The 25,063-nt window shown below is 64.4% G+C and carries 19 protein-coding genes; 12 read left to right on the forward strand and 7 right to left on the reverse strand.

Annotated features, from left to right (window positions below):
- Positions 1-153: 153 nt before the first annotated feature.
- The 3 genes from ACLCGK_RS30230 to ACLCGK_RS30240 are packed head-to-tail and all read left to right on the forward strand — an operon-like array spanning position 154 to position 1,979.
- Positions 154-660 (forward strand): hypothetical protein, encoded by a 507-nt coding sequence (locus ACLCGK_RS30230; protein ID WP_015271345.1) that lies wholly within the window; start codon positions 154-156, stop codon positions 658-660.
- 14 nt (positions 661-674) lie between these two features.
- On the forward strand, positions 675-1,448 hold the full coding sequence (locus ACLCGK_RS30235; protein WP_013973756.1) for a class II glutamine amidotransferase: 774 nt from the start codon (positions 675-677) through the stop codon (positions 1,446-1,448).
- 9 nt (positions 1,449-1,457) lie between these two features.
- The gene (locus tag ACLCGK_RS30240; protein ID WP_410953504.1) at positions 1,458-1,979 is read left to right on the forward strand and encodes a DUF2937 family protein; all 522 of its coding nucleotides are present in this window, start codon (positions 1,458-1,460) and stop codon (positions 1,977-1,979) included.
- A 134-nt stretch (positions 1,980-2,113) separates the two neighbouring features.
- On the opposite strand, the gene ACLCGK_RS30245 is transcribed toward ACLCGK_RS30240, so the two are convergent.
- Positions 2,114-3,025, reverse strand: coding sequence for a LysR family transcriptional regulator (locus ACLCGK_RS30245; RefSeq protein ID WP_054573767.1), 912 nt, complete (start codon positions 3,023-3,025; stop codon positions 2,114-2,116).
- Positions 3,026-3,153: 128 nt separating this feature from the next.
- On the opposite strand from ACLCGK_RS30245, the gene ACLCGK_RS30250 reads away from it, so the two are divergent.
- Genes ACLCGK_RS30250 through ACLCGK_RS30265 form a run of 4 tightly spaced genes read left to right on the forward strand, consistent with a single transcriptional unit; the run spans position 3,154 to position 6,826 of the window.
- On the forward strand, positions 3,154-4,440 hold the full coding sequence (locus tag ACLCGK_RS30250; RefSeq protein WP_013973753.1) for an MFS transporter: 1,287 nt from the start codon (positions 3,154-3,156) through the stop codon (positions 4,438-4,440).
- A 9-nt stretch (positions 4,441-4,449) separates the two neighbouring features.
- Complete coding sequence (locus tag ACLCGK_RS30255) at positions 4,450-5,229, forward strand: 5-oxoprolinase subunit PxpA (protein WP_410953505.1); 780 nt, start codon at positions 4,450-4,452, stop codon at positions 5,227-5,229.
- The gene (pxpB, locus tag ACLCGK_RS30260) at positions 5,226-5,912 is read left to right on the forward strand and encodes a 5-oxoprolinase subunit PxpB (RefSeq protein WP_410953506.1); all 687 of its coding nucleotides are present in this window, start codon (positions 5,226-5,228) and stop codon (positions 5,910-5,912) included. Before ACLCGK_RS30255 ends, pxpB begins: the two co-directional genes overlap by 4 nt.
- Complete coding sequence (locus ACLCGK_RS30265) at positions 5,909-6,826, forward strand: biotin-dependent carboxyltransferase family protein (protein WP_410953507.1); 918 nt, start codon at positions 5,909-5,911, stop codon at positions 6,824-6,826. The genes pxpB and ACLCGK_RS30265 overlap by 4 nt, the downstream gene beginning before the upstream one ends.
- 114 nt (positions 6,827-6,940) lie before the next feature.
- Here ACLCGK_RS30265 and ACLCGK_RS30270 read toward each other — a convergent pair whose 3' ends face one another.
- The 3 genes from ACLCGK_RS30270 to ACLCGK_RS30280 all read right to left on the reverse strand — a co-directional run bounded on the left by ACLCGK_RS30270 (position 6,941) and on the right by ACLCGK_RS30280 (position 10,273).
- Complete coding sequence (locus ACLCGK_RS30270; protein WP_410953508.1) at positions 6,941-8,119, reverse strand: vWA domain-containing protein; 1,179 nt, start codon at positions 8,117-8,119, stop codon at positions 6,941-6,943.
- A 13-nt stretch (positions 8,120-8,132) separates the two neighbouring features.
- Positions 8,133-8,978: an AAA family ATPase gene (locus tag ACLCGK_RS30275; protein WP_015271339.1), complete on the reverse strand. Its 846-nt coding sequence runs from the start codon at positions 8,976-8,978 to the stop codon at positions 8,133-8,135.
- Between the two features lie 221 nt (positions 8,979-9,199).
- Entirely contained in the window at positions 9,200-10,273 is a 1,074-nt protein-coding gene (locus ACLCGK_RS30280) for a DUF748 domain-containing protein (RefSeq protein WP_013973747.1), read from the reverse strand.
- 134 nt (positions 10,274-10,407) lie between these two features.
- On the opposite strand from ACLCGK_RS30280, the gene cysK reads away from it, so the two are divergent.
- Both cysK and ACLCGK_RS30290 read left to right on the forward strand, forming a co-directional pair.
- Positions 10,408-11,382, forward strand: coding sequence for a cysteine synthase A (gene cysK, locus ACLCGK_RS30285; protein WP_013973746.1), 975 nt, complete (start codon positions 10,408-10,410; stop codon positions 11,380-11,382).
- Positions 11,383-11,555: 173 nt separating this feature from the next.
- Entirely contained in the window at positions 11,556-12,491 is a 936-nt protein-coding gene (locus ACLCGK_RS30290; RefSeq protein ID WP_013973745.1) for an aspartyl/asparaginyl beta-hydroxylase domain-containing protein, read from the forward strand.
- A 133-nt stretch (positions 12,492-12,624) separates the two neighbouring features.
- On the opposite strand, the gene ACLCGK_RS30295 is transcribed toward ACLCGK_RS30290, so the two are convergent.
- The 3 genes from ACLCGK_RS30295 to azu form a co-directional block, all read right to left on the reverse strand.
- Positions 12,625-13,782, reverse strand: coding sequence for an ATPase (locus tag ACLCGK_RS30295; RefSeq protein ID WP_102083962.1), 1,158 nt, complete (start codon positions 13,780-13,782; stop codon positions 12,625-12,627).
- Between the two features lie 156 nt (positions 13,783-13,938).
- A complete protein-coding gene (locus ACLCGK_RS30300) occupies positions 13,939-15,591 on the reverse strand; it encodes a cyclic peptide export ABC transporter (protein WP_410953509.1) in 1,653 nt (550 codons plus the stop codon).
- A gap of 34 nt (positions 15,592-15,625) precedes the next feature.
- Complete coding sequence (gene azu / locus ACLCGK_RS30305) at positions 15,626-16,075, reverse strand: azurin (protein WP_410953510.1); 450 nt, start codon at positions 16,073-16,075, stop codon at positions 15,626-15,628.
- A 181-nt stretch (positions 16,076-16,256) separates the two neighbouring features.
- Here azu and ACLCGK_RS30310 point away from each other — a divergent pair, with 181 nt between their 5' ends.
- The 3 genes from ACLCGK_RS30310 to ACLCGK_RS30320 all read left to right on the forward strand — a co-directional run bounded on the left by ACLCGK_RS30310 (position 16,257) and on the right by ACLCGK_RS30320 (position 25,062).
- The gene (locus ACLCGK_RS30310; protein WP_309669302.1) at positions 16,257-17,240 is read left to right on the forward strand and encodes a TauD/TfdA family dioxygenase; all 984 of its coding nucleotides are present in this window, start codon (positions 16,257-16,259) and stop codon (positions 17,238-17,240) included.
- A 647-nt stretch (positions 17,241-17,887) separates the two neighbouring features.
- On the forward strand, positions 17,888-18,148 hold the full coding sequence (locus tag ACLCGK_RS30315) for a DUF3077 domain-containing protein (protein WP_410953511.1): 261 nt from the start codon (positions 17,888-17,890) through the stop codon (positions 18,146-18,148).
- Positions 18,149-18,594: 446 nt separating this feature from the next.
- Positions 18,595-25,062, forward strand: a complete 6,468-nt coding sequence (locus ACLCGK_RS30320) for an amino acid adenylation domain-containing protein (protein WP_410953512.1) — start codon at positions 18,595-18,597, stop codon at positions 25,060-25,062.
- Position 25,063 lies beyond the last annotated feature (1 nt).

Consider the following 25,063-nt stretch of genomic DNA (forward strand, 5'->3'; position numbering starts at 1 on the left):
TTGCCCGCTCCCACAGGTTCACCACAGATCTTGAAACTGTGCAGTGCCTGTGGGAGCGGGCAAGCCCGCGAAGAGGCCGGCACAGGCAAACGCTGTCTGCGCCCGGAAAAGTGTTTATCATAGGCATCTCTTTGCCTGGCTTGCACGAACACCATGACCGAGAACGACTACACCCTCGCCTGGGGCCTTTACGCTGTTGCCGCCCTGGGCTGCCTGATGGTGGGCTTCAAGCTCACCGGCTGGATGTGGCGCTGGCTGCGCGAACCGCTGCGGGTGGTGCTGGCGGTGCTGCTGCTGACCCCGACCATCGTCGACCCGGTCAAGGACAGCTTCGCCCCGGCGATTGCCATCACCGCCCTCGACGTCGCCTTCAAGGTCGGCAACAACGCCTGGCGCGCGGTTTCCGACTTCGCCATGTACGGCATGGGCGCGTTTTCCCTGTATTTCCTCTTCGTGCTGCTGCGCTTTCCGCTGGAGAAACGCGCCCGCGAGCGCCGCGCGCAGGCCGAGGCTGCTGCCCAGCGCCAGGCTGCCGAAGATGACCAGCTCGGCGCCCAGGCCCCGCTGGCAGCAGAGCGCCGCGACCGTTACCGTGATGCGCCACCCCCTGTCGCCCCAGCCGTCTCCCGCGGCAGCGGCCGGGTCGAGCCCCGTCTGTAAGCGGAGACACGCATATGTGCGAACTGCTGGGCATGAGTGCCAACGTCCCCACCGATATCGTCTTCAGCTTCACCGGCCTGATGCAGCGCGGCGGCCGTACCGGCCCGCACCGTGACGGCTGGGGCATCGGCTTCTACGAAGGCCGTGGCCTGCGCCTGTTCCAGGACCCGGCCGCGAGCAGCGAGTCGGAAGTGGCCAACCTGGTGCAGCGTTACCCGATCAAGAGCGAAGTGGTCATCGGCCACATACGCCAGGCCAACGTCGGCAAGGTGTGCCTGTCCAACACCCACCCGTTCGTGCGGGAGATGTGGGGCCGCAACTGGTGCTTCGCGCACAATGGCCAGCTGGGCGACTTCAAGGGCCAGGCCAGTTTCTACCGGCCGGTGGGCGACACCGACAGCGAGGCGGCCTTCTGCGACCTGCTCAACCGCATTCGCAGCGCCTTCCCCGAGCCCGTGCCGGTGGAACAGCTGCTGCCGGTGCTGGTCGAAGCCTGTGCCGGCTACCGCGGCCAGGGCGTGTTCAATTGCATGCTCAGCGACGGCGATTGGCTGTTCTGCTTCTGTTCGACCAAGCTGGTGCACATTACCCGCCGGGCACCTTTTGGTGCGGCGCGGTTGAAGGACGTCGACCTGATCGTCGATTTTCACACCGAAACCACCCCTAACGACGTGGTCACGGTGATCGCCACCGAGGCCTTGACCGAGAACGAGACCTGGCAGCGTTACGAGCCGGGTCAGTGGGCCCTGTGGCGGCACGGCGAGTGCGTGGCGCACGGCCAGAGCTAAGGACGCGGCATGTTCAGAAGTTACCTGCGGTTGCTGTTGTTCACCTTCGGCCTGCTGGCCGGTATCCAGGTCCCGGGGCTGGTGAAGGACTACAGCCAGCGGGTCGAGGCGCACCTGTTCGAATCCCGCGAGGCGCTCGACGGCTTCCGGCAGACCGCCGAACGTTTCTTCAATGGCGACCTGCAGGCGCTGCTGCGGCATTACCGCAGCAGCGACGACCCAGTGTTCAACAGTGATGCCAACAGCATTGAAAGCCTGATGATCCGCAACGAACTGCTGGAAAACGAATGGCAGGCGCTGCAAGCGCCATGGGCGCAACGTACCTGGCACGTGCTGGTACAGGCCGACCCGCAGTTGCGTGAAGAAACCCTCAATGGCTACAGCTACCAGATCCTGCTGGTGCCCGAGGCGGTTGGCTGGGGGCTTGGTGCAGGGTTTGTGCTGGCATTCGTGATCGAGAGCCTGTTGCTGGCAATTGGCTGGGTGATCCTGGGCGGGCGGCGTGGGGTGGTGAAAGAGAGCTGGCGCTGATTTTTGCAGTGCCTGTGCCGGCCCTTTCGCGGGCTTGCCCACTCCCACATGATCATCACAGGCCTTGAGAGCCATGCAGTACCTGTGGGAGCGGGCAAGTCCGCGAAGAGGCCAGCACAGACAAAGCCAATCAGTCAGACCAACACAATCCGCTGCCCACCCACATCCCGCGCATACCGCTCCAGCACCTGCCGGCAAACCCCGACCACTTCATCCACCAACGCCACCCCGGTCTGCCAGGCCACTACCAGCTCCAGGCTCGGCGGCGGTTGCAGCCCCTGCAGCAATACCAGCTCACCCCGGCTCAACTCGGCATCCACCAGCGCCGGCGGCAACGCACCAATGCCAAAACCGTCACGCAACAGCCGGGTAATCGCCGCCACCGAGTTCACGCAGTTCAGCCGTGGCGTTTCGGCCCCCGCGCCCTGCAGCAGGCTCAGCACTTCCTGGTGCGGCCGCGAGTTCTTCGAGAAGGTGATGATGCGTTCCCGCCCAAGCTCGGCCAGCGAGGCATAGTCGCGGTGCTGGTGCGAGCCGGCGGCCACCACCCAACCCATGGGGTAGCGCGCCAGGTCCAGGCTGCGGATCGATTGCTCGCGCAGCAGGTCGGTCTGCAGGATCACGTCGAGAAAGCCCTTCTGCAATTGCTCGCGAAGGTTCAGCGCAGTGTCGGCCACCAGTTCGATCTCCACCTGCGGGTAACGCTCGGTCAGCTCCGCTACCAGTGCGCTCATCCAGGTGTGGATCACCGTGTCCATCACCCCGATACGGATGCGCCCGACCTTGGCCCGGTCGCTGTCCAGCGACTGCTTCATGGCCTTGGCGGTTTCCAGCATGCGCTCGGCATATTCCAGCACCTTGCCGCCTTCCGGGGTCAGGCTGACGCCACGTGAGTCGCGCAGCAGCAGCTTCACGCCCAGGTCGGCCTCCAACGCGGCGATGCGGCTGGAAACCGAGGCCTGGGTAGTGAACAGCTTTTCCGCGGTCAGGCGGAAGCTCTTGAGCCGGGCGACCCAGACGAAGGTTTCGAGGAAGCGAAGGTTCATGATCAGTTTTTCTTGTTCCAGACCGGCGGTTTTTCTCGTTGGACGCAAATGGTGCGGCCTCTGAACAATGGCAGCCAGGCCGCGACTCATTGTCGCCCATAAAACAATACCAACAAGCCGAGGCAAGCATGAACCCCACCGGCGTGCAGCAGCAGGTCAGTTCCCCATCTTCGTCCGGGCCTTTCGCCTGGTATCGCGACATCGACTCACAGCAGCGCCGCACCTTCTGGAGCTGCAAGATCGGCTATGGCCTGGACGGCATGGACACGCAGATGCTCAGCTTCGTCATCCCCACGCTGATCATGCTGTGGGGCATCACCACCACCGAAGCCGGGTTGATCCACACCAGCACCTTGATCGCCTCGGCTGTGGGTGGCTGGGTGGCCGGCATTCTCTCCGACCGTATTGGCCGCGTGCGCACCCTGCAACTGACGGTGCTGTGGTTTGCCTTCTTCACCTTCCTCTGCGGCTTCGCCCAGAACTACGAACAACTGCTGATCGCCCGTACCCTGATGGGCTTCGGCTTTGGCGGTGAGTGGACCGCCGGCGCGGTGCTGATCGGCGAGGTGATCCGCGCCCAGGACCGTGGCAAGGCAGTGGGCATGGTGCAGTCTGGCTGGGCCCTTGGCTGGGGCCTCACCGCCATCCTCTACGCGCTGCTGTTCTCCTGGCTGCCGGCAGAGCAGGCCTGGCGCGCGCTGTTCCTGCTGGGCCTGGTACCGGCGATCTTCGTGATCTTCGTCCGTCGCCTGGTCAAGGACCCCGAGGTATACCGCGAGGCCAAGGCGGTGGAAAACGCCGAGGCACCTGCGCAGTTCTACGAAATCTTTGCCCCAGGCATGCTCTGGACCACCGTGCGGGCTTCCCTGCTGACCACCGGCGCACTGGGCGGCTACTACGCCATTACCTCGTGGCTGCCGACCTTCCTCAAGAACGAGCGCGGCCTGAGCGTGCTGGGTACCGGTGGCTATCTGGCCATGGTGATCGTCGGCTCCTATGTCGGCTATGTGGTCAGTGCGTACCTGTCCGACCTGCTGGGGCGCAAGAAAAACTTCATCCTGTTCGCCGTGGGCTCGTTCGTCATCGTGCTGCTGTACACGCAAATGCAGGTCAGCGACGGCGTGATGCTGTGGCTGGGCTTCCCGCTGGGCTTCTTCGCCTCGGGTATCTTCAGCGGCATGGGCGCGTTCCTCACCGAACTGTTCCCCACGCGTATCCGTGGTTCGGGGCAGGGCTTCTGCTACAACATCGGCAAGGTCATCGCGGCACTGTTCCCGCTGCTGATCGGCGTGCTCGGCCAGAAAGTACCGCTGGGCCTGGGTATCGGCGTGTTTTCCGCCGTGTCCTACGGAGTGGTGATCGTGGCGGCGCTGAGCCTGCCGGAAACCCGCGGCAAACAGCTGCAGGCGCGTTAAGGTAGGCATATGAACAACGACAACGGAGGCCGTGCAGTGGAACGCCTGCTACTCAATTGCGACATGGGCGAGAGCTTTGGCAGCTGGCGCATGGGCCTGGATGCCGAGGTCATGCCCTACATCGATTGCGCCAACATTGCCTGCGGTTACCACGCCGGTGACCCCGGCATCATGCGCCGGACCGCGGCCCTGGCACTGGAGCACGGGGTGACCATCGGCGCGCACCCGGCCTACCCGGACCTGGTCGGCTTCGGCCGCCGCTCCATGGCCTGCAGCCCGGAGGAAATCCGCGACCTGCTGCACTACCAGATCGGTGCGCTGGACGGCATCTGCAAAGTGTTGGGCGGTCGCGTGGCCTACGTGAAACCCCATGGTGCGCTGTACAACGACATGATGGCCGACCCGCTCAAGCTGCGAACCGTACTGGAGGCTGTGGCGGCCTATGGCGCAGAACTGCCGCTGATGCTGATGGCCACCGCCGACAACCGCGCCGCCCAGGCCCTGGGTGATGAGATTGGCGTGCCGCTGTGGTTCGAAGCATTCGCCGATCGCGCCTACACCGCCAGCGGCCATCTGGTGTCGCGTCGCCTGCCCGGCGCTGTGCACCACGACCCGGCGCTGGTGGTGGAGCAGGCCGTGCGCCTGGCCCGCGGCGATACGCTCGTCGCGGACGATGGCAGTGCACTGAGGCTTGCGGCCAGTACTCTGTGCGTACACGGTGACAACGACAGTTCGGTGGCGGCTGTGCGGCAGATTCGCCAGGCTCTCGATGCCCTGGAGTCGCGATGAAACCCCGTATTGAAGTCGTGGCCATCGACAGCCTGATGGTGCGCCTGTTCGATGGTATCGACGAGGGCAACATGCCGTGGATGCTTGCCGCCAGCCAGCGCTTGCACGCGGCGTTCGGCAAGCACTTGCTGGACCTGGTGCCGTCCTACACCACGCTGATGGTGCAGTTCGACCTGCCACCGGGTGAGGCGAGGGCACTGATCATCCGTGCGCTGGAGGGCTTGCAGCCAGACACGGGCAGCGGTGGCCGCCGCCATGAGATCCCGGTGTGGTACGACGCCAGTGTCGGCCCGGAGCTGCCGGTGATGGCGGCCCGCAGTGGCTTGAGTGAAGCAGAGGTGGTCCGCTTGCACAGCGAGCGCGAGTACCCGGTGTTCGCCCTGGGTTTCGCCCCCGGTTTCGGCTTCATGGGCCTGGTGGACGAACGCCTGGCCAGCCCGCGCCTTAGCACCCCGCGCAAGCGCGTGGCGGCCGGCAGCGTCGGCATTGCCGAGCGCCAGACGGCGGCCTATCCAGCGGTATCGCCGGGTGGCTGGAACCTGATCGGGCGTACCCCGGTGCGCCTGTTCGACCGTGAACGCCAGGGCTATAGCCTGTTGCAACCCGGTGACCGGGTGCGCTTCGTGCCGGTTTCGCGCAGCGAGTTCGTGGCGTTGGGCGGTGATGTGGAGGCACAAGCATGAAGCAGTTGAAGATCGAGGCCAGTACTCCGCTGTGCCAATTGCAGGATGCCGGGCGCTTTGGCGTACGCCATTTGGGCGTGACCCAGGGCGGGGCGCTGGACTGGGTGGCGATGCACTGGGCCAACTGGCTGCTGGGCAACCCGTTGGCGGCGCCGGTGGTCGAGGTGGCGCTAGGTGGTTTCTGTGTGGTCGCAGAGCAGGATTGTGTGCTGGCCCTGGCCGGTGCCGACCTGGATGCGCGGGTCGATGATCAACCGCTGGCGCCCTGGCGCAGCTTTGCATTGGCCAAGGGGCAGCGGTTGACCCTGAAACAGCCTAAGCAAGGTGCGCGGGCGTACCTGGCAGCACCTGGCGGGTTCCTGGGCGAGGATGTGCTGGGCAGCCGTGCCACGGTCGTGCGGGAAGAACTGGGCGGTATCGATGGCCAGGGCTCTGCGCTCGGCAAAGGCCAGCTGCTGGCATTTTCCAGCGCTTCAGCGACCTTGCGTGAGGTACCGGCAGCGCTGCGGCCACAGTACGCACAAAAGCCAGTGCTTGACCTGGTGATCGGCGCACAGATCGGTGACTTCAGCGGTACCAGCCTGTTCGAGGCGTTCAACCGCGAGTGGACGCTGGACAGCCGTGCCGACCGCATGGGCATCCGCCTGCTGGGGCCGCAGCTGGTCTACCAGGGCGCGCCGATGATTTCCGAGGGGATTCCGCTGGGGGCGGTGCAGGTGCCGCCGGATGGGCAGCCGATCGTGTTGCTCAATGACCGGCAGACCATCGGCGGCTATCCGCGGCTGGGGGCATTGACGCCGTTGGCGCTGGCGCAACTGGCGCAGTGCATGCCGGGGGCGGTGGTGCGGTTCCGGGCGGTGGTGCAGGATGAGGCGTGGCGGGAGCAGCAGGTATATCTGGACCGTTGGCGTTAAGGCTGCCGGCCTCTTCGCGGGTAAACCCGCTCCTACAGGTACGGCGCAAGCCGGGAGGCCTGTGCGGGACCTGTAGGAGCGGGTTTACCCGCGAAAGAGCCGGCTCTGGCAAAATCACTTGGACAGGTAACGCATCCCTTCCTCCAACCCCTGCAAGGTCAGCGGGTACATCTTGTCTTCGATCAAGTCCCGCACCAGGTGGGTCGATGCGGTGTAGTCCCAGGCCTGCTTCGGGTATGGGTTGATCCAGATGATCTTCCTGAATTTCTCCATGAAACGCTGCATCCACACATACCCGGCTTCTTCGTTCCAGTGCTCCACGCTGCCACCCGGCTGGGTAATCTCGTAGGGCGCCATGGCCGCGTCGCCGACGAACACAACCTTGTAGTCATCGCCGTACTTGTGCAGCAGGTCGAAGGTGGAATAGCGCTCGGAGGTACGGCGCAGGTTGTTCTTCCACACCGACTCGTACACAAAGTTGTGGAAGTAGTAGTACTCCAGGTGCTTGAACTCGGTCTTGCACGCCGAGAACAGTTCTTCGCAGACCTTGACGTGGGCGTCCATCGAACCACCGATGTCGAACAGCAACAGCAGCTTTACCGTGTTGCGTCGCTCGGGGCGCATCTGGATATTCAGCAGCCCGGCATCCCGCGCGGTGTGGTCGATGGTGCCGTCGATGTCCAGCTCTTCGGCGGCGCCTTCACGGGCGAACTTGCGCAGCCGGCGCAAGGCCAGCTTGATGTTGCGCGTGCCCAGCTCCACCTGGTCGTCCAGGTTCTTGTATTCGCGCTGGTCCCAAACCTTCACCGCCTTGCCCTGGCGTTTGCCGGCCTCGCCCACGCGGATGCCCTCGGGGTTGAAGCCACCGGAGCCAAACGGGCTGGTGCCGCCGGTGCCGATCCATTTGTTGCCGCCGGCGTGACGCTCCTTCTGCTCTTCGAGGCGCTTCTTGAACTCCTCGATCAGCTTGTCCAGGCCACCCAGCGACTGGATCTGCGCGCGTTCCTCGTCGGTCAGCGAACGCTCGAATTCCTTGCGCAGCCAGTCTTCGGGGATCAACGCTTCGATGTGCCGGTCCAGGTTCTCCAGGCCCTTGAAGTAGGCGGCGAAGGCGCGGTCGAACTTGTCGAAGTGGCGCTCGTCCTTCACCAGGATGGCGCGGGCGAGGTAGTAGAACTCGTCCATGTCGGCGAACACCACGCGCTTTTGCAGGGCCTGGTGCAGGTCGAGCAGTTCGCGTACCGACACCGGCACCTTGGCCGTGCGCATTTCATTGAACAGGTTGAGCAGCATGGCCCGGCTCCCGTCAGCGGTTGCCGCGCCGGCTCATGAAGGCCAGGCGCTCGAGCAGTTGTACGTCCTGCTCGTTCTTCACCAGCGCGCCGGCCAGCGGTGGAATGGCCTTGGTCGGGTCGCGTTCGCGCAGCACCGCTTCACCGATGTTGTCGGCCATCAGCAGCTTGAGCCAATCGACCAGTTCGGAGGTGGACGGCTTTTTCTTCAGGCCTGGTACCTTGCGCACGTCGAAGAACACGTCCAGCGCCTCGCTGACCAGCGACTGGCTGATGTTCGGGTAGTGCACGTCGACGATCTGCTGCAGGGTGGCGCGGTCGGGGAAGGCGATGTAGTGGAAGAAGCAGCGGCGCAGGAATGCGTCCGGCAGCTCCTTTTCGTTGTTGGAGGTGATGATGATGATCGGGCGCTGTCTGGCCTTGATGGTCTCGTCGATTTCGTAGACGTAGAACTCCATCTTGTCGAGCTCTTGCAACAGGTCGTTGGGGAACTCGATGTCGGCCTTGTCGATTTCGTCGATCAGCAGGATGACCCGTTCCTCAGCCTCGAAGGCCTCCCACAACTTGCCCTTTTTCAGGTAATTGCGCACATCGTGGACCTTGTCCACGCCCAGCTGCGAGTCCCGCAGGCGGCTGACCGCGTCGTACTCGTAGAGGCCCTGGTGGGCCTTGGTGGTGGACTTGATGTGCCAGGTGATCAGGCGCGCACCGAACGAGGCCGCCAACTGCTCGGCAAGCATGGTCTTGCCGGTGCCGGGTTCGCCCTTGACCAGCAAGGGGCGTTCGAGGGTGATGGCCGCGTTTACCGCCAGTTTCAGGTCGTCTGTGGCGACGTAGTCGCGGGTGCCTTCGAACTTCATGGGTCTGTCCTCTGCCGTATGCCTGTCAGGGCCTCTTCGCGGGCACGCCCGCTCCCACAGGAATTACACAAACTTCCGGATCTGTGGGGTACCTGTGGGAGCGGGCGTGCCCGCGAAGAGGCCCAACACCTGTTTTCGATTTGTCACCGACTATAACGCGGGGTTCGCCGACTGGAAACGCAGACCAGGTATTCAGTCCCTGAATGCCCCGTCACTCGATCCTAGTCGGAATCCGGCGCATCACGCTCATACCGCGCATTGAACGCCTCGATGAACCCGTTGCGCAGTATTTGCAGAAACGCCTCGAAGGCGCTGATATCCTGTTTGTGCACGCTGCCGCTGAGCTCTACCCGGGTCGCGAACTGGTTCTTCGGCTGGTTCTTCAATACTGTCTCGGTTGCACCTACCAGCGCTTCCCAGACCGAGCGGAAGAAGCCTTTGTCCTTCTCCTGCACATCCTGCTGCCAGTCGAACACATCCACATCCCGCAACAGTGGCTTGATATACCCGTTCAATCGCCCGTTGGTCGCCTCGGCCTCTATCACCACATCGCCGTGCCCGGCATTGAAATCGAACTTGCCGTAGGCGCTGGCGAAGTCATTGAGCTTGCGCAGCTCGATACCCGTGGCGCGCAGGCGGAACTCGAAGTCGTCGAAATCGCTGAACGGGTCGAAGGTGGCGCGACTTTCCACCTTGGCATCGCCTACGATCAGCGCCGTGCCATCGAAGCTGGCATCACGTCGGCCCTTTTCGTCACGAATGTTGGTGAGGTTGCGAATACTGGCATCGAGCTGAGTGGCCTTGAGGTTGACTGGTGGTTTGGAGTTGAAGTTGCGGAAAGTCAGCACGCCGTTGTCGATGCGAACCTCGTTCAGGGTGATCGGCAGCAGTTTTTCCAGTTGCTGGCGCCAGTCGGTGCCCTGACCGGTCTGCGAGTTCTGTTTGTTGCCGCCATCGACGAAGTTGAGTTCCGGCCGGTCGAATATTACTTCGGCAACCACTGCGCGGTCGTACCAAAGGGCGTGCCAGCTCACCGACAGGTCGATCAGCGGTGCATCGAGAAACGGTACCGGCACCTTGCCGGTGGTCTTGACGATCTTCAGCCCGTTGATCTGGTACGCGCCGCGCCACCAGGCCAGGTCCACATCGGCCACCTGGCCACGGTAGTCGCCCATGTCGGCCAGTTTGTCATTGAGGTAGTCGCGCACCAGATAGGGCAGGGCCAGGTGCAGCGCCAGCAACAGCACGATCAGGCTGGCCAGGCCGATCAGCGGCCAGCGATAACGGGCTCTCATCGAAGTGTCTCCAACGCAGGATATGCGGTTGACCGCAACGAGTCCGCGTGAGTTCGAACAGGCTTTACGGGCCACCGGCCCGGGCTTACCCTTGAGGTCTTTCCCTGCTTTTTTTCATGCCAAGGACCCCTGCCATGAGCCGTATCTTTGCAGACAACGCCCACTCCATCGGTAACACGCCGCTGGTGCAGATCAACCGCATTGCCCCGCGCGGCGTGACCATCCTGGCCAAGATCGAAGGGCGTAACCCGGGCTATTCGGTCAAATGCCGCATCGGCGCGAACATGGTCTGGGACGCCGAAAGCAGCGGCAAGCTCAAGCCGGGCATGACCATCGTCGAACCGACCTCGGGCAACACCGGCATCGGCCTGGCCTTCGTCGCCGCAGCCCGTGGCTACAAGCTGATGCTGACCATGCCCGCATCCATGAGCCTGGAGCGCCGCAAGGTGCTGAAGGCTCTGGGCGCCGAGCTGGTGCTGACCGACCCGGCCAAGGGCATGAAGGGCGCCATCGAGAAGGCCAATGAAATCGTCGCCTCCGACCCGGCCCAGTACTTCCTGCCGGGCCAGTTCGAAAACCCGGCCAACCCGGCGATCCACGAAAAAACCACCGGCCCGGAAATCTGGAACGACACCGACGGCGCGGTCGACGTGCTGGTGGCAGGGGTCGGCACTGGCGGCACCATCACCGGTGTTTCGCGCTACATCAAGCATACGCAGGGCAAGGCGATCCTGTCGGTGGCGGTGGAGCCAGTGGCCTCGCCGCTGATCAGCCAGACCCTGGCCGGCGAAGAGCTCAAGCCCAGCCCGCACAAGATCCAGGGCATCGGCGCCGGCTTCGTGCCGAAGAACCTCGACCTGTCGATCGTTGACCAGGTGGAAACGGTGACTGACGAAGAGTCCAAGGCCATGGCCATCCGCCTGATGCAGGAAGAGGGCATCCTCTGTGGCATTTCCTGTGGTGCGGCGATGGCGGCGGCCGTGCGCCTGGCCGAAAAGCCGGAAATGCAGGGTAAGACCATCGTCGTAATTTTGCCGGACTCCGGCGAGCGCTACCTGTCGAGCATGCTGTTCAGCGACATGTTCAGCGAGCAGGAAAACCAGCAGTAATCGGCCTTGCCGCTGATCCCGCGCAACGTTCGGCGGCTTGGTTTATTGCAAAATCTTCATGATTGAGTTGCTGCCCGGGCTGTTTTTACCCTGGCGGCATCAGTTTATGATGGCAGGATGATTTATCGGAGAGCAGGGCGCGCAGCCCTGTTTCTTCCTCAAGGAGTGAAAGCATGACCTTTTCCTTTGCAGCCAAGGCGGGTGTCTTGCTGGTGTTTTTTGGCAGCGTGCTGTTCGTGCACCTGCGCGGCAAGGCTCGCTTGCCGGTGTTGCGCCAGTTCGTCAACCATTCGGCGCTGTTCGCCCCTTATAACAGCCTGATGTACCTGTTCTCCGGCGTACCGTCCAAGCCCTACCTGGACCGCCAGCGCTTCCCCGAGCTGGACGTGCTGAAGGACAACTGGCAGGAAATCCGCGAAGAGGCCATGCGCCTGTTCGACGAGGGCTACATCCGCGCCGCGGAGAAGGATAACGACGCCGGCTTCGGTTCGTTCTTCAAGAAAGGCTGGAAGCGCTTTTACCTGAAGTGGTACGACAAACCGTTGCCTTCTGCCGAAACCCTGTGCCCGCGCACCGTCGAGCTGGTCAGCAGCATCCCCAACGTCAAGGGTGCGATGTTCGCCCTGCTGCCCGGCGGCAGCCACCTGAACCCGCACCGCGACCCGTTCGCCGGCTCCCTGCGCTACCACCTGGGCCTGTCCACCCCCAACTCCGATGCTTGCCGCATCTACGTCGATGGCGAGGAATATGCCTGGCGTGACGGCGAGGACGTGATGTTCGATGAAACCTACGTGCACTGGGTCAAGAACGAGACCGACGTTACCCGGGTGATCCTGTTCTGCGACATCGAACGCCCGCTGAGCAGCCCGCTGATGACTCGCATCAACCGCAAGGTCAGCGCCTTCCTCGGCCGTGCCACCGCGCCGCAGAATACTGATGACGAGCGCGTTGGCGGGATCAACCAGGCCTACGCCTGGAGCAAGCGCTTCAGCAACCGGATCAGTAGCCAGGTCAAGCAGTTCAAGCGCGCCAACCCCAAGGCCTACCGCGTGCTGCGGCCGGTGCTGGCGGCGGTGGTGGTGTACCTGTTGTATCACTGGTTGTTCTGATTTCTGCCTGTTGGGGCTGCCTTGCAGCCCATCGCGACACAAGGCCGCTGCTACAGGTGATTGCGTACTCCTGTAGAAGCCTTGTGTCGCGATAGGGGCGCAAAGCGCCCCCGGCATCCTCTCAGAAAACCACTCAGGCAAGACCTTCCAGCAAACCGTCCGCTCGCACGATATCGACTATCACCTGTTCATCTACCGCGTACACCCCCCGCGATGCTTTCCACACCAGGTTCTTGTCCTGCAAGGCGATGAGCGCTTGCTGCACCCCCGGTACCTCGGCCTTCACTTCGCTCGCATCCACGCCAGCCTGTTCCATCGCTTTGGCGTAAAGTGCCAGGGTCGGGGCCTCGAACGGTGCGTAGTCGTTCCCCTTTGCGCACATGACACGTAGAACCGCAGCCTGGATAGGCGTGAGGCTGTGGATCACCTTTTTCAGGTTTGCGTTCAAGTCATTGGCTTGTGCCTGAACAAGCTCTCTGAAGCGTGCCGGAATGGCCTCGGGTTCAATGCCGAAGTCGAAGCGGATTTCATCCGCGGCCGCACCCAATAGCTCTGGGCGATAGCCGCTTTCCTTGAAGAGCTGAAACACCTCCGTTGAATCGAGTGCGCATGGCAGGTCGATATTGGCGCACAGCCAGTCGATGAAGTCCTGGTCCAGGGTCGGGAACTGCACCATGGAGGCGCCGAAGAACGCCTGGTCCTTGCTGTTGCGCAGCATGGCCAGCTTGTCCCGGTTTGAACCGGTGCAGACGATGCGCAAGCCATGGTGCTTCGAACTGTTGAGTTCGTCTCTGGCTGCCTTGAGGGCGAACAGCGCCGCTATTCCTTGCTCGGTCGTGATTGCATGCTGTGCTTCGTCGATGATCAGCACGATGATCTTGCGGGACTCATCGGAGAGCGCCGCCAGGGCGGTGGTCAGGTCGACATCTTGCCCCAGCCCGATCTTGTCCACGCTGAAATTCAGGCCGCCGACAGTGACCTTCTCCATGCCAGATGACTTTGCCAGCCGCGTGATGAAGCCTTCGTTACGCCCGACCGCCTCACGCACCGCTTCTACGATGACTTGCCCGGGATCTTTGGTCAGGTCTTTCCACAGATCGGCATACAGCACAATGGCCCCGGCTGTTTCGAGGGCCGGGCGCAGGTCTTCGCGGGCAAAGGTGGATTTCCCGGTACGTCGTGGCGCAGCGAGAAACACACCAGAGCTTGCTGCGCTGCCCACGGCGACTTGCAGGATCAATTTCGACAGGCGGGACGCAAGCGCCGGACGGTGATAGACAGTTTCAGGCATCTCGGCCCCTCCGTTTCAATTTATAGTCGATTATAGATTGATTATAGAGGCATTATAGATCTGACAGGGGCGGTGTTTATAGGGAATTATAGACAGACTATAGAGCGATTATAGATCGTGTTTGATGAGGGGGCGCGCAGCCCCCCCTTTGCTGCTTCAAGCCGGCTCCAACGCCTTCACCACTTTCCCCCGGCTAAGGTGCACCACCTTGTCCGCCGTATCGAAATACCGGTCATCATGCGAAATCACGATGATGGTCTTGCCCAAACGCTTCAGGTCCGGCAGCAGCTCGGTGTAGAACACCCGGCGGAAGGTCGGGTCCTGGTCCGCCGCCCATTCGTCGAACACCAGCACCGGTCGCCCGTCCAGCCAGGCATTGACCAGTGCCAGGCGCTTGCGCTGGCCGGTCGACAGGTCGGTGGTGGTAAAGGCACCATCGCGCACGCTCACCTTGTGGGCGATCTCCAGCCGCTCCAGGTAGCGCGTGGCATCGCTGGGCAGGCTGTGTTCATGCTCGGGCAGGTCGTCGAACAGGTAGTAGTCGGCGAACACCGTGGTGAACAGCTGGCGATAGTCATCCAGCCCCTCCGGGCCGACGGCCTTGCCGTTCAGGCGCACTTCGCCGCGTTGCGGGGTGTACAGGCCCAGCAGCAGCTTGATCAGCGAAGTCTTGCCGCAGCCGTTCTCACCGACGATGAACAGGATCTCGCCCGGTTCGATGCTCAGGTTCACCGGCCCCACGCGGAACGGCTCGTTGCCGTCCACCGGCGGGTAGGCGTACTCGACGTTGTGCAGTTCCAGATGCGCGCTGGCCGGGGCAGGGCGCTTGACTGGCGGCTCCAGCAGCAGGTGCGGCTCGGGGGAGGAGAAGCGCTCGGACAGGTCGGCAATGCGGCGGAACGCCACCTGGGCGCGGCCAAGGATAGGCAGGTTGCCGATCAAGGTTTCCAGCGGGCCTTTCATGTACAGCAGCACCAGCACGAAGCCGCTCATCACCGCCGGGTCGTTGCTCGGCCATAGCGATTGCAGGGCCAGGGTCAGGCCGATGACCACGAAGAACAGCATCGACCCCAGGCTCTTGGCCGCGACGAAGATGTTGATGGCGCGGATATGGGTGTTGGCGATGAAGTCGGCGGTGCCCTGGATGTTGCGGGTCAGCATGGCATGGCGGCGGCGGCGGTCGATGCGCAGCTCCTTGGCGCCCTCGGCGATGGCCGAGTAGTGCTTCTGCAGGTTGTCTTCGGCATCGCGGGCGGCGTTGAAGCCGGCCACCCCTTTTTGCCTGGCCACGTACTGAATGCCACTGCCGATGCCGATGGCTGCCAGGGTGATCAGGAATATCGGCCACGACAGCCAGGCCAGGTAGGCCATGCAGCCTGTCACGGTGGTGAGCGAGATGGCCAGCGGGGCGAAGGCGAAGGCAAAGTCGCTGATGGTGTCGACGTCGCGGGTCAGCACCGGGATCAGGCGATGGGTGCGGTAGCGCTCGATCTGCTCGATCGGCGCCGACAGCACCTTGGCGCCGAGGTCCTTGCGCAGCCTGGCGATGACTTTCTGCCCAACGTAGTTGGTGCCGCTGTCGGCCGCCACGCTGCTGACCAGGGCCAGCACGCACAGGCCGGCGAAGGCCAGGATCACGCCCTGGCTCATGCCGCCAGCGGCATGCAGGCCCTGGTTGACGGTGGCCAGCAGGGCGGTCACGGCAAGGCCGCCGAGCATGCCCAGCAGCACCGAGACGATTACCGCCGGGCGGTAGGGTTTCAGCAGGCCCAGCAATTCGCGGATGGCCCCGGGGGAGGAGGTTTTCATGAAGCGTGATCTCGCTGGTGAGGTGGGGGCGGGGTCAGCTGCCTAGGGTCAGGGAGCCTTTCATCAAGGTGCCGTGGAACGGGAACGAGCAGTAGAAGCTGTACGCGGTACCTGCCTTCAGCGACCGGACGTCGAGGCTGATGCTGTCTGTTTCACCGCCGCCGATCAGGCGGGTGTGGGCGATCACCCGGGTGTCGCCGGGCTTCACGTAGTCCAGTGCCTCGCCGGCTTTCTGGCCGTCGTCGAGCACGCCTTGCATGTCGGCCTGGGTACTCAGCACCCAGTTGTGGCCCATCACGTTCTTCGGCATGTCGCCAGGGTGGGTGAGCGTGACGGTGAACACGGCGCAGGCCTTGGGCACGGTGATGGCGGCCTTGTCGAAGGTCATCTGGTCGGTGCCATGAATTTCCACGGCGCATGGCTGCGCCGACCAGGCGGCAGGGGCCACGGCGAGCAGGGCGAGGAGCAGAAGCTGGCGAGTCATGTACGGTTCCTGGGCGATAGAAGGGTGCACATCGTTCAGACGAACCGGCGCGCGCCGGCTTTACCTGTGTGTGCGGCCCAGGTGAATTTCCCCATCGCCCGCTCGTTCATTCAGTCAGGCGCCGACATGGCGCACATCCCGATTTCGCCGCCTATGCGGCCCTGGCCTGAGGTGACCGGACATGAGTGAACTGCTGAGCTTTGCGATCGAACCCCTGGACGCTGCACGCGGCAACCTGCCACTGCTGGTGCGCGCGCCGGAGCCGGGTATCGACCTGCTGGAAGCCTTTGCCGAGTTGCAGCCGCTGGTGGACCGGCACCTGCTGCAGGCTGGCGGCATCCTGTTTCGCGGCTTCGAGGTGGGTGGCGCCGAAGCTTTCCGCCAGTTCGCCGCTTCCTTCGGTCACCCGCTGCTCAACTACGAGTTTGGCTCCACCCCGCGCAGCAACGTGACCAAGGGCGTGTACACCTCCACCGAGTACCCGGCGCACCAGAGCATCCCCCTGCACAACGAGCAGGCCTATACCCTGGAATGGCCGATGAAGATCTGGTTCTACAGCGTGATCCCCGCCGAGACCGGTGGCGAGACGCCGATTGCCGACAGCCGCGAGGTGTACCGGCGCATGCCGGCGCGCATTCGTGAGCGGCTGGTGGAGAAGGGGCTGATGTACGTGCGCAACTACGGCAACGGCCTTGATGTGGAGTGGTCGCAGGTGTTCAACACTGAAGACCCGCGCCAGGTCGAGGCCTATTGCCGGGCGCATGCCATCGAGTGCATCTGGAAGGATGACGGCGAATTGCGCACCCGCCAGCGCTGCCAGGTGGTGGCGCGCCACCCGGTGACCGGGGAGGATGTGTGGTTCAACCAGGCGCACCTGTTCCATGTGTCGAACCTGCAGCCAGAAGTGCGCGAGTCGTTGATGGACATCGTCGAGGAAGAGGACTTGCCGCGTAACGTGTACTACGGCGACGGTACGACCATCGAGGATTCACTGCTCGATGAAGTGCGCGGGGTGCTGGATGAATGCACCATTAGCTTCCCTTGGCTGGAGAACGATGTGCTGATGCTGGATAACATGCTTGCGGCGCATGCGCGGTCGCCGTTTACCGGCAAGCGCAAGGTGGTGGTGGCGATGGCGCAGGGGTATAGCGAGGTGTTGGGCTGACAGGTGCATGCCTTGGGTTTTGCAGCGCCTGTGAGATCGAGCGCCGCCCGCGCGGCGCTTCGCAGCACAAGGCTGCTCCTACATCTGTTTCGGGCCAGTAACGCCTGTGCCAGTGCACGCGACCGCCTTGTTTTTCTGACACGATATCGAGGTGAACGCCAAGGGGCCGCGTGCTTGTATCGCAGGAATAACTGGCCCGAAACAGATGTAGGAGCAGCCTTGTGCTGCGAAGCGCCGCGCGGGCGGCGCTCGATCTCATAGGCGCTGAACCTGTCATGGCGAACACCTGTCAGCCCTGACGCATTCTCAAGACATGCCCCCAGCAACCTACAACAATCCCAGACTCTTCCTACGCCTCGGGACTGGCAACTCCACCCCCTGCGAAATACCCTACAACCTCTGTCGACACGCGTCTGATTGTTCCTGCAAATCCCGCACTCTAGGCTTTGCCCGTCGCTGACGGTTCAGCGATCGGGTGTGGAAACCTGCAGCAAGCATTTCAGGTTATGTCGTTCATGGCGGCTGTACCCGGGAGGCCTCGTGCCTACCGAGTTTTCCTTGAATGCACTCGGGTTTCCACCCCGTGTACAGCCGCCACCCTTCCTGTGGAAACGGAAGAGGCGGTCACCGAGCATTCAGGAAAAACAATGACCGACGAAACCCAAACCACCCCCGGTGTCACCTACTTCTACCAAGGCGAAGGCCAAACCCATCCGCTGTTCCGTATCGCTGAGGGCATCCCCTGCCGCAGCGCCCGGGAGCAAGCCTCGGAGTTGATGGGCTATGCACGCGACTTGTCACTGACCGGTTTGATGGACGGCGATCAGCAGATGCTCTGGGCTTCGCATTACTTTGCAGCCATGGCCAAGGCGCTGCTGGATGATGCCGAGTTGGGTTTGCTGCGCTGATCCTTGTATTGGCTGGGCTGGCCCTTTCGCGGCTAAAGCCGCTCCTACAGGGATTGTGCATGCCTCAGGTTAAGCAGAATGCCGCAGGGTATGCACAACTCCTGTGGGAGCGGGCGTGCCCGCGAACACCGGCGGAGCCGGTGCCAGCCACCGCGTCGCCTGTTTCGCGGGCATGCCCGCTCCCACCGGGAATGTGACACCCTCTCGAACCTTGTTCCCTATGTGACTGCGCAACCCGAAGAGCTGGGCAATCTCCCTGCGCGGTCGGTGTGGGAGCTGGCTTGCCGGCGATCACCGGCGCAGCCGGTGCCATACACCGCGTCGCCTGATTCGCGGGCACGCCCGCTCCCACAGGGATGGTGCTGGGCCTAAGGTTGGCGCCACTAAATCAACCCCCCACACCTTCGTCTGACAGTTACCGCTCGACTGCCAGGACACCGCTCGACATGAATGCCGACCAAACGCTCAAGCTCGCCCGCCGCTTCATCGAACTCAGCCCCGACAAGCGCCGCCTGTTCCTCAAGGCGCTGCAGGGCGAGGGCATGGATTTTTCCGTGCTGCCGATTGCGCCCGGGGTTCAGGTGGCCGAGCGTGACCAGCTGTCGTACGCCCAGCGGCGCATGTGGTTCCTCTGGCAGCTCGACCCGCAAGGCGCGGCGTACAACCTGCCCATGGCCGTGCGCCTGAATGGCGCGCTGAACCTGGCCGCCCTGCAGCACGCCTTCGATGCCCTGGTGGCCCGCCACGAAACCCTGCGCACCCGCTTCGTCGCCGACGGCGATGACGTGCGCCAGCAGGTCGAGGCCAGCGCCGCCCCGTTGCAGCTGCACCAGGATGCCTTGGCCGGCCTGGACGAGGGCGCCCGTCAGGCCGCCATCGAAACCATCGCCGAAGCCGAAGCCCTGGCCCCCTTCGACCTGGCCAGCGGCCCGCTGCTGCGGGTGCGCCTGCTGCAACTGGCGGCAGAGGAGCACATCCTGCTGCTCACCCTGCACCACATCGTCGCCGACGGCTGGTCGATGAACGTGCTGATCGACGAATTCCTGCACCTGTACGACGCCGCCGTGGCCGGCAGCGAAGCCCACCTGGAACCGCTGCCGATCCAGTACCGCGACTACGCCCTGTGGCAGCGCAGCTGGCTCCAGGCCGGTGAGCAGGAGCGCCAGCTGGCCTACTGGCAGGCGCGCCTGGGCGATGACCATTCGCCGCTGGAGCTGCCACTAAACCGCAGCCGCCAGGGCCGCCCCAGCTATCGTGGCGCGCGTCACGAGTTCCCCATCGCAGCAGATGTCGCCGAGCGGCTGCGCGGCCTGGCACGCAAGCATAACGTCACCCTGTTCATGGTCCTGCTGGCCGCCTTCAAGCTGCTACTGCAGCGCTACAGCGGCCAGTCGGCGATCCGTGTCGGCGTGCCCATCGCCAACCGCAACCGCGCCGAAAGCCAAGGGCTGATCGGCTGCTTCATCAATACCCAGGTATTGCACACCGAAATCGACCCACTGCTGGACATCACCGGCCTGCTCCAGCGCGTGCGCGAAACCGCCCTAGGCGCTCAAAGCCACCAGGACCTGCCGTTCGAGCAACTGGTCGAAGCCCTGGACCTGCCGCGCAGCAGCGAGAGCCCGCTGTTCCGTGTGCTGTTCAACCACCAGGCGCAGGTGGCGGATGTGCAAGCCATCGAGACCCGCTCCGGCCTGAGCCTGGCGCCAGTCGTGCTGGCAAAGCACAGCGCCCGCTTCGACCTGGCGCTGGATACCCATGAGCGAGCGGGGCAGCTGCATGCAGCGTTCACCTATGCGACCGACGTGTTCGATACGGCCACCGTCGAAGCCCTTGGCGAGCAGTGGCTAGCCCTGGTGCAGGCATTGGCCGACGAAGCGGGTGGCGCAGTTGGCGAGTTGCCATTGCCAGGCCTGGCCCCTGCCATTGGCGCGCCTGCGCAGGCTGACGCAACGCTGCTGGTTCACCAGCGCTTTGCCGCCGCCGCCAGCCGCCACCCCAAGCGCACGGCGGTGATGGCTGCGGACGAGCAGGCCAGCTTCGCCGAACTCGATGCCCGCGCCGAAGCCATTGCAGGCCGGCTGGTGGAAGCCGGAGCAGGGCCGGACACACTGGTCGGCGTGCTGGCCGACCGCAGTGTCGGCATGCTCGCCAGTATCCTCGGCGTGCTCAAGGCCGGTGGCGCCTACCTGCCACTGGAGCCCGAGCAGCCGGCCGAACGCTTGGCCTACATGCTTGCCGACAGCGGCACGCGCCTGGTACTGGCGCCCGGTAACTGGCAGGCCGAACTGCCCGAGGGCGTGCAGCGCCTGGACTGGGCGCAAACCGGCAACGGCAGCGCCGCCCGCATCGCCCCGGCGCCGGCCAACCTGGCCTACGTGATCTATACCTCCGGCACCACCGGCCAGCCCAAGGGCGTGGCGATCAGCCACGGCGCCCTGGCCAACTACGTCGAAGGCATCGCCGCGCGCCTGCCGGTCGAGCGTATCCGCAGCATGGCCCAGGTCTCGACCCCGGCAGCCGACCTTGGCCACACCATGCTGTTCGGCGCCTTGTGCGGCGGCCACACCCTGCATTTGCTGCTACGCGAGCAGGTGCTGGATGCCGAAGGCTTCGCCGCCTACCTGGCCGAGCACCAGATAGACGCGCTGAAGATCGTACCGTCGCACCTGGAAGCCATGTTGGTGGCTGGCCGCTCGGCGCTGCCGGCACAGTGCCTGGTGCTCGGCGGCGAGGCCATCAGCCCGAGCCTGCTGGGCAAGATCCGCAACCTGGCCCCGGCGCTCAAGGTGTTCAACCACTACGGCCCGACCGAAACCACCGTCGGTGTGCTGGTCGCTGAACTGAACGAGCAGGCCAGCCTCGGCCAGCCACTGGCCAATACCCGCGTCGCGGTGCTCGACCGCTGCCTGCAACCCCTGCCGGCCAAAGCCAAGGGCGAGCTGTACATCGGTGGCGCCAGCCTGGCCCGTGGCTACCTGAACCGCCCGGCACTCACCGCCGAGCGCTTCGTCCCCGACCCTGACGGCAGCCACGGCCAGCGCCTGTACCGCAGCGGTGACTGGGTTCGCCAAGGCAGCGACCTGCAGTTTGCCGGGCGCATGGATGGCCAGGTGAAGATCCGTGGCTATCGCGTGGAACTGGCCGAAATCGAAAACCAGCTGCGTGCCCTGGGCGGTGTCGCCAATGCCCTGGTGCGCGTGCATGGCCAGGCGCCGCAACTGCAACTGGCTGCCTGGCTGGTGCCCAGCCAGATGCCGGCCGACAGCCTGGCCTGGCAGGAATCGGTCCGCGCCAGCCTCAAGAGCCTGCTGCCCGAGCACATGGTGCCGACCCACCTGATAGTGCTGGAGCACCTGCCGGTCACGGTCAACGGCAAGGTCGACGTCAAGGCGCTGCCGGAACCCGTCGCCACCCAAGTGGCCTATCAAGCGCCGCAGACCCCGCTGCAAGCGCAATTGGCACAGATCTGGGCGCAAGTCCTGCAAGTACCGCAGGTAGGCCTGGGCGACAACTTCTTTGCCCTTGGCGGCCATTCGCTGCTGGCCACCCAGGCGGTATCGCGGATACGCAAGCAGCTGGGCGTGGATATTCCGCTGCGCAGCCTGTTCGACACCGTCGACCTGCAGGCCTTTGCCCAGGCAGTGGCCGAAGGCGAGCAGGGCGCAGGCCTGGACATCGAGATCCTCGACCGCCAGCAACCGCTGCCGGTGTCCCGCTCGCAAAACCGCCAGTGGCTGTTCTGGAAGCTCAACCCCGAAAGCCTGGCCTACAACACGCCGATGGCCGTGCGCATGCAGGGCCACCTCGACCACTGCGCCGTGCAGGCTGCGCTGGATGCCTTGGTAACCCGCCACGAATCGTTGCGCACGGTGTTCGTCGAGGCCGACGGCCTGCCCTGGCAGCGCATCCTGCCGGCCGCCACGGTAGCGATCGGTTTCGAAGACCTCACTGGCCAGGACCACGCCGCGCAGATGCGCAAGCTGGAAGCCGAAGCCTTCGTCCCGTTCGACCTGGAGCACGGCCCGCTGCTGCGCGCACGGCTGTTCAAGGTGCATGCGCAGGAGCACCTGCTGTCATTGACCTTGCACCATATCGTCTCCGATGGCTGGTCGATGAGCCTGCTGGTGCGCGAGTTCGCCGCTGCATACAACGCCGCCGCCACGGGCCAGGCGCAAACCATCGAGCCACTGCCGGTGCAGTACGCCGACTTCGCCGCTTGGCAGCGCAAGTGGCTGGCCGAGGGGCAGATGCAGGCGCAGATCGACTACTGGAAGGCCCGCCTGGAAGACGACTTCGAAGTGCTGGAACTGCCTGCCGACCGCATTCGCCCGCAGGTCAAAAGCTACCAGGGCAGCCGCTTCGACGTGCGCCTGCCACAGGCCCTCACCGAGCGCCTGCGAGCACTGGCGGTGGCATCCAACGCCACGCTGTTCCATGTGTTCCTGGCAGCCTATGCCATCGTGCTGTCGCGCTACAGCCGCAAGGGCACGCTCAACATCGGCGTGCCGGTCACCAACCGCAACCGCCTGGAGCTGGAAGGGCTGATCGGCTTCTTCATCAACGTGGTGGTGGCCCGTATCAGTGTCGATGGCAGCCAGCCTTTCGCACAGTTGCTGGCGGCAATCAAGGAAACCACCTTGCAGGCCCAGGCCAACAAGGACGTACCGTTCCTCGAGGTAGCCGAGGCGCTGTACCCCGACCGTGGCCAAGGTGTGAACCCGTTCTTCCAGGTGCTGTACAACCACCTGCGCGACCTTGGCCAGCAGGTATCCAGCGATGCCCTGCACGGCCTGCAGGTCAAGGAAGTGGACCTGCTGGAGCCGGGCGCGCAGTACGACATTTCGCTCAATACCCTGGAGCGCTCCGACGGCGTGACTGCCTCGTTCAACTATTCCACCGACCTGTTCGATGCCGCACGTATCGAGCGCATGGCCGGGCATTGGCAAGCACTGCTGGAAGCCATCTGCGCCGAGCCACAGCGCTGCATTGCCGAGCTGGACTTCCTTGGCAGTGCCGAACGCCAGCAGCTGACCCACGGCTGGAACCCGGCGCCCCAGGCTGGCAGCGGCTTTTGTGCGCACCAGCTGCTGGCGCGACAGGCCCACGAGCGGCCGGATGCGCTGGCGCTGATCTTCGACGACCAGCAGATGACCTACGCCGAACTGGACCGCAGCAGCAACCAGCTGGCCCACCGCCTTCGGGCGCTGGGTGTGGGGCCGGACTGCCTGGTTGGCGTGGCTGTCGAGCGCGGCCTGGGCATGGCCCTGGCGCTGATCGCCATTCACAAGGCGGGTGGCGCCTATGTGCCGCTGGACCCGGACTACCCGCAAGAACGCCTGGCCTACATGGTCGAGGACAGCAATATCGGCCTGCTGCTGGCCGACGCGCCCTCGCGTGAGCGCCTGCAACTGGGCAAGCAACTGCCCTGCGTGGTACTGGAGCCGGGCACCGAGTGGCTGCAAGCCTGGCCCGCCGAACCGCTGGCCAACCTGGTGGCACCGCACAACCTCGCCTACGTCATCTACACCTCCGGCTCCACCGGCATGCCCAAGGGCGTGGCCATCGACCACCAGGCCCTGTCGCTGTTCTGCCAGGTGGCCGGCGACTATTCGCGCCTCACCCCGGACGATCGCGTGCTGCAGTTCGCCACCATCAGCTTCGATGGCTTCATCGAGCAGTTCTTCCCGCCGCTGGCCCAGGGCGCCTGTGTGGTGCTGCGCGACCTGCGGCTGTGGGACACCGCCACCCTGCTGGACGAGATCAACCGTCACGGCGTGACCGTGGCCGACCTGCCGGCGGCCTACTGGCGCCTGCTGGCGCTGGAGCGCCGCGCCCCCGAGGCCTATGGCCGGCTGAAGCAGATTCACGTGGGGGGAGAAGCGGTGCCGGAAGATGCCCTGCGCGCCTGGCTGGCCGATGGCCCGCCAGCAGTGCGCCTGCTGAACACCTACGGCCCGACCGAAGCCACCGTGGTCGCCACCACCTACGATTGTTCGCAGATGACCGTGGAGCAGATCAGCCTGGGCGGCGTACCGATCGGCCGTGCCTTGCCGGGGCGTACCCTGCATGCTCTGGACGATGGCCTGGCGCCGACGCCGGTGGGCGTGCCCGGCGAGCTGTTCATCGGCGGGGCAGGGTGCCTGGCGCGCGGTTATCACCAGCGGCCGTCACTCACCGCCGAGCGTTTCATCCCCGACCCGTTCGACCCGGTTGGCGGTGGCCGCCTGTACCGCACCGGCGACCTCGGCTGCTACGACGAAAACGGCCAGCTGGCCTATCGCGGCCGGGTCGACCACCAGGTGAAGGTGCGCGGCTTCCGTATCGAGCTGGGCGAGATCGAGCAGTACCTGCGGGCGCACCCGGACGTTCGCGAAGCCACCGTGCTGGCCATCGACCTGCCCGGTGGCAAGCAGCTATGCGCCTATGCGGTGCCGGCCGAAGGCTACCGCGGCGATCTGCGCCAGGCCCTGAAGCAGTACCTGAAGGCCAGCCTGCCGGACTACATGATCCCGGCCTACCTGGTGACCCTGCCGAGCATGCCGCTGACCCCCAGCGGCAAACTCGACCGCAAGGCGCTGCCGCTGCCCGACCCGAACCAGCCACAGCATGACTACCAGGCGCCGCAGACCGAGCGGCAGCAGCAGCTCGCGAACATCTGGGCGCAGTTGCTTAACGTTGCCCGGGTCGGCCTGAGCGACAACTTCTTCGAACTGGGTGGCCACTCCTTGCTGGCGGCCCAGGCAGTGTCGCGGATCAACGTCGAGCTGGGGCTGGACATACCCCTGCGGCTGATCTTCAGCCACCCCGAACTACGCGCGTTCGCCCAGGCACTGGACGAGCAGGGCCTGTCGCTCTCCGACGATGGCCTGAGCGATATCGAACACATGATGAATGCATTCACAGAGGCCTGAC

It is taken from the genome of Pseudomonas sp. S1(2024), assembly GCF_046557535.1.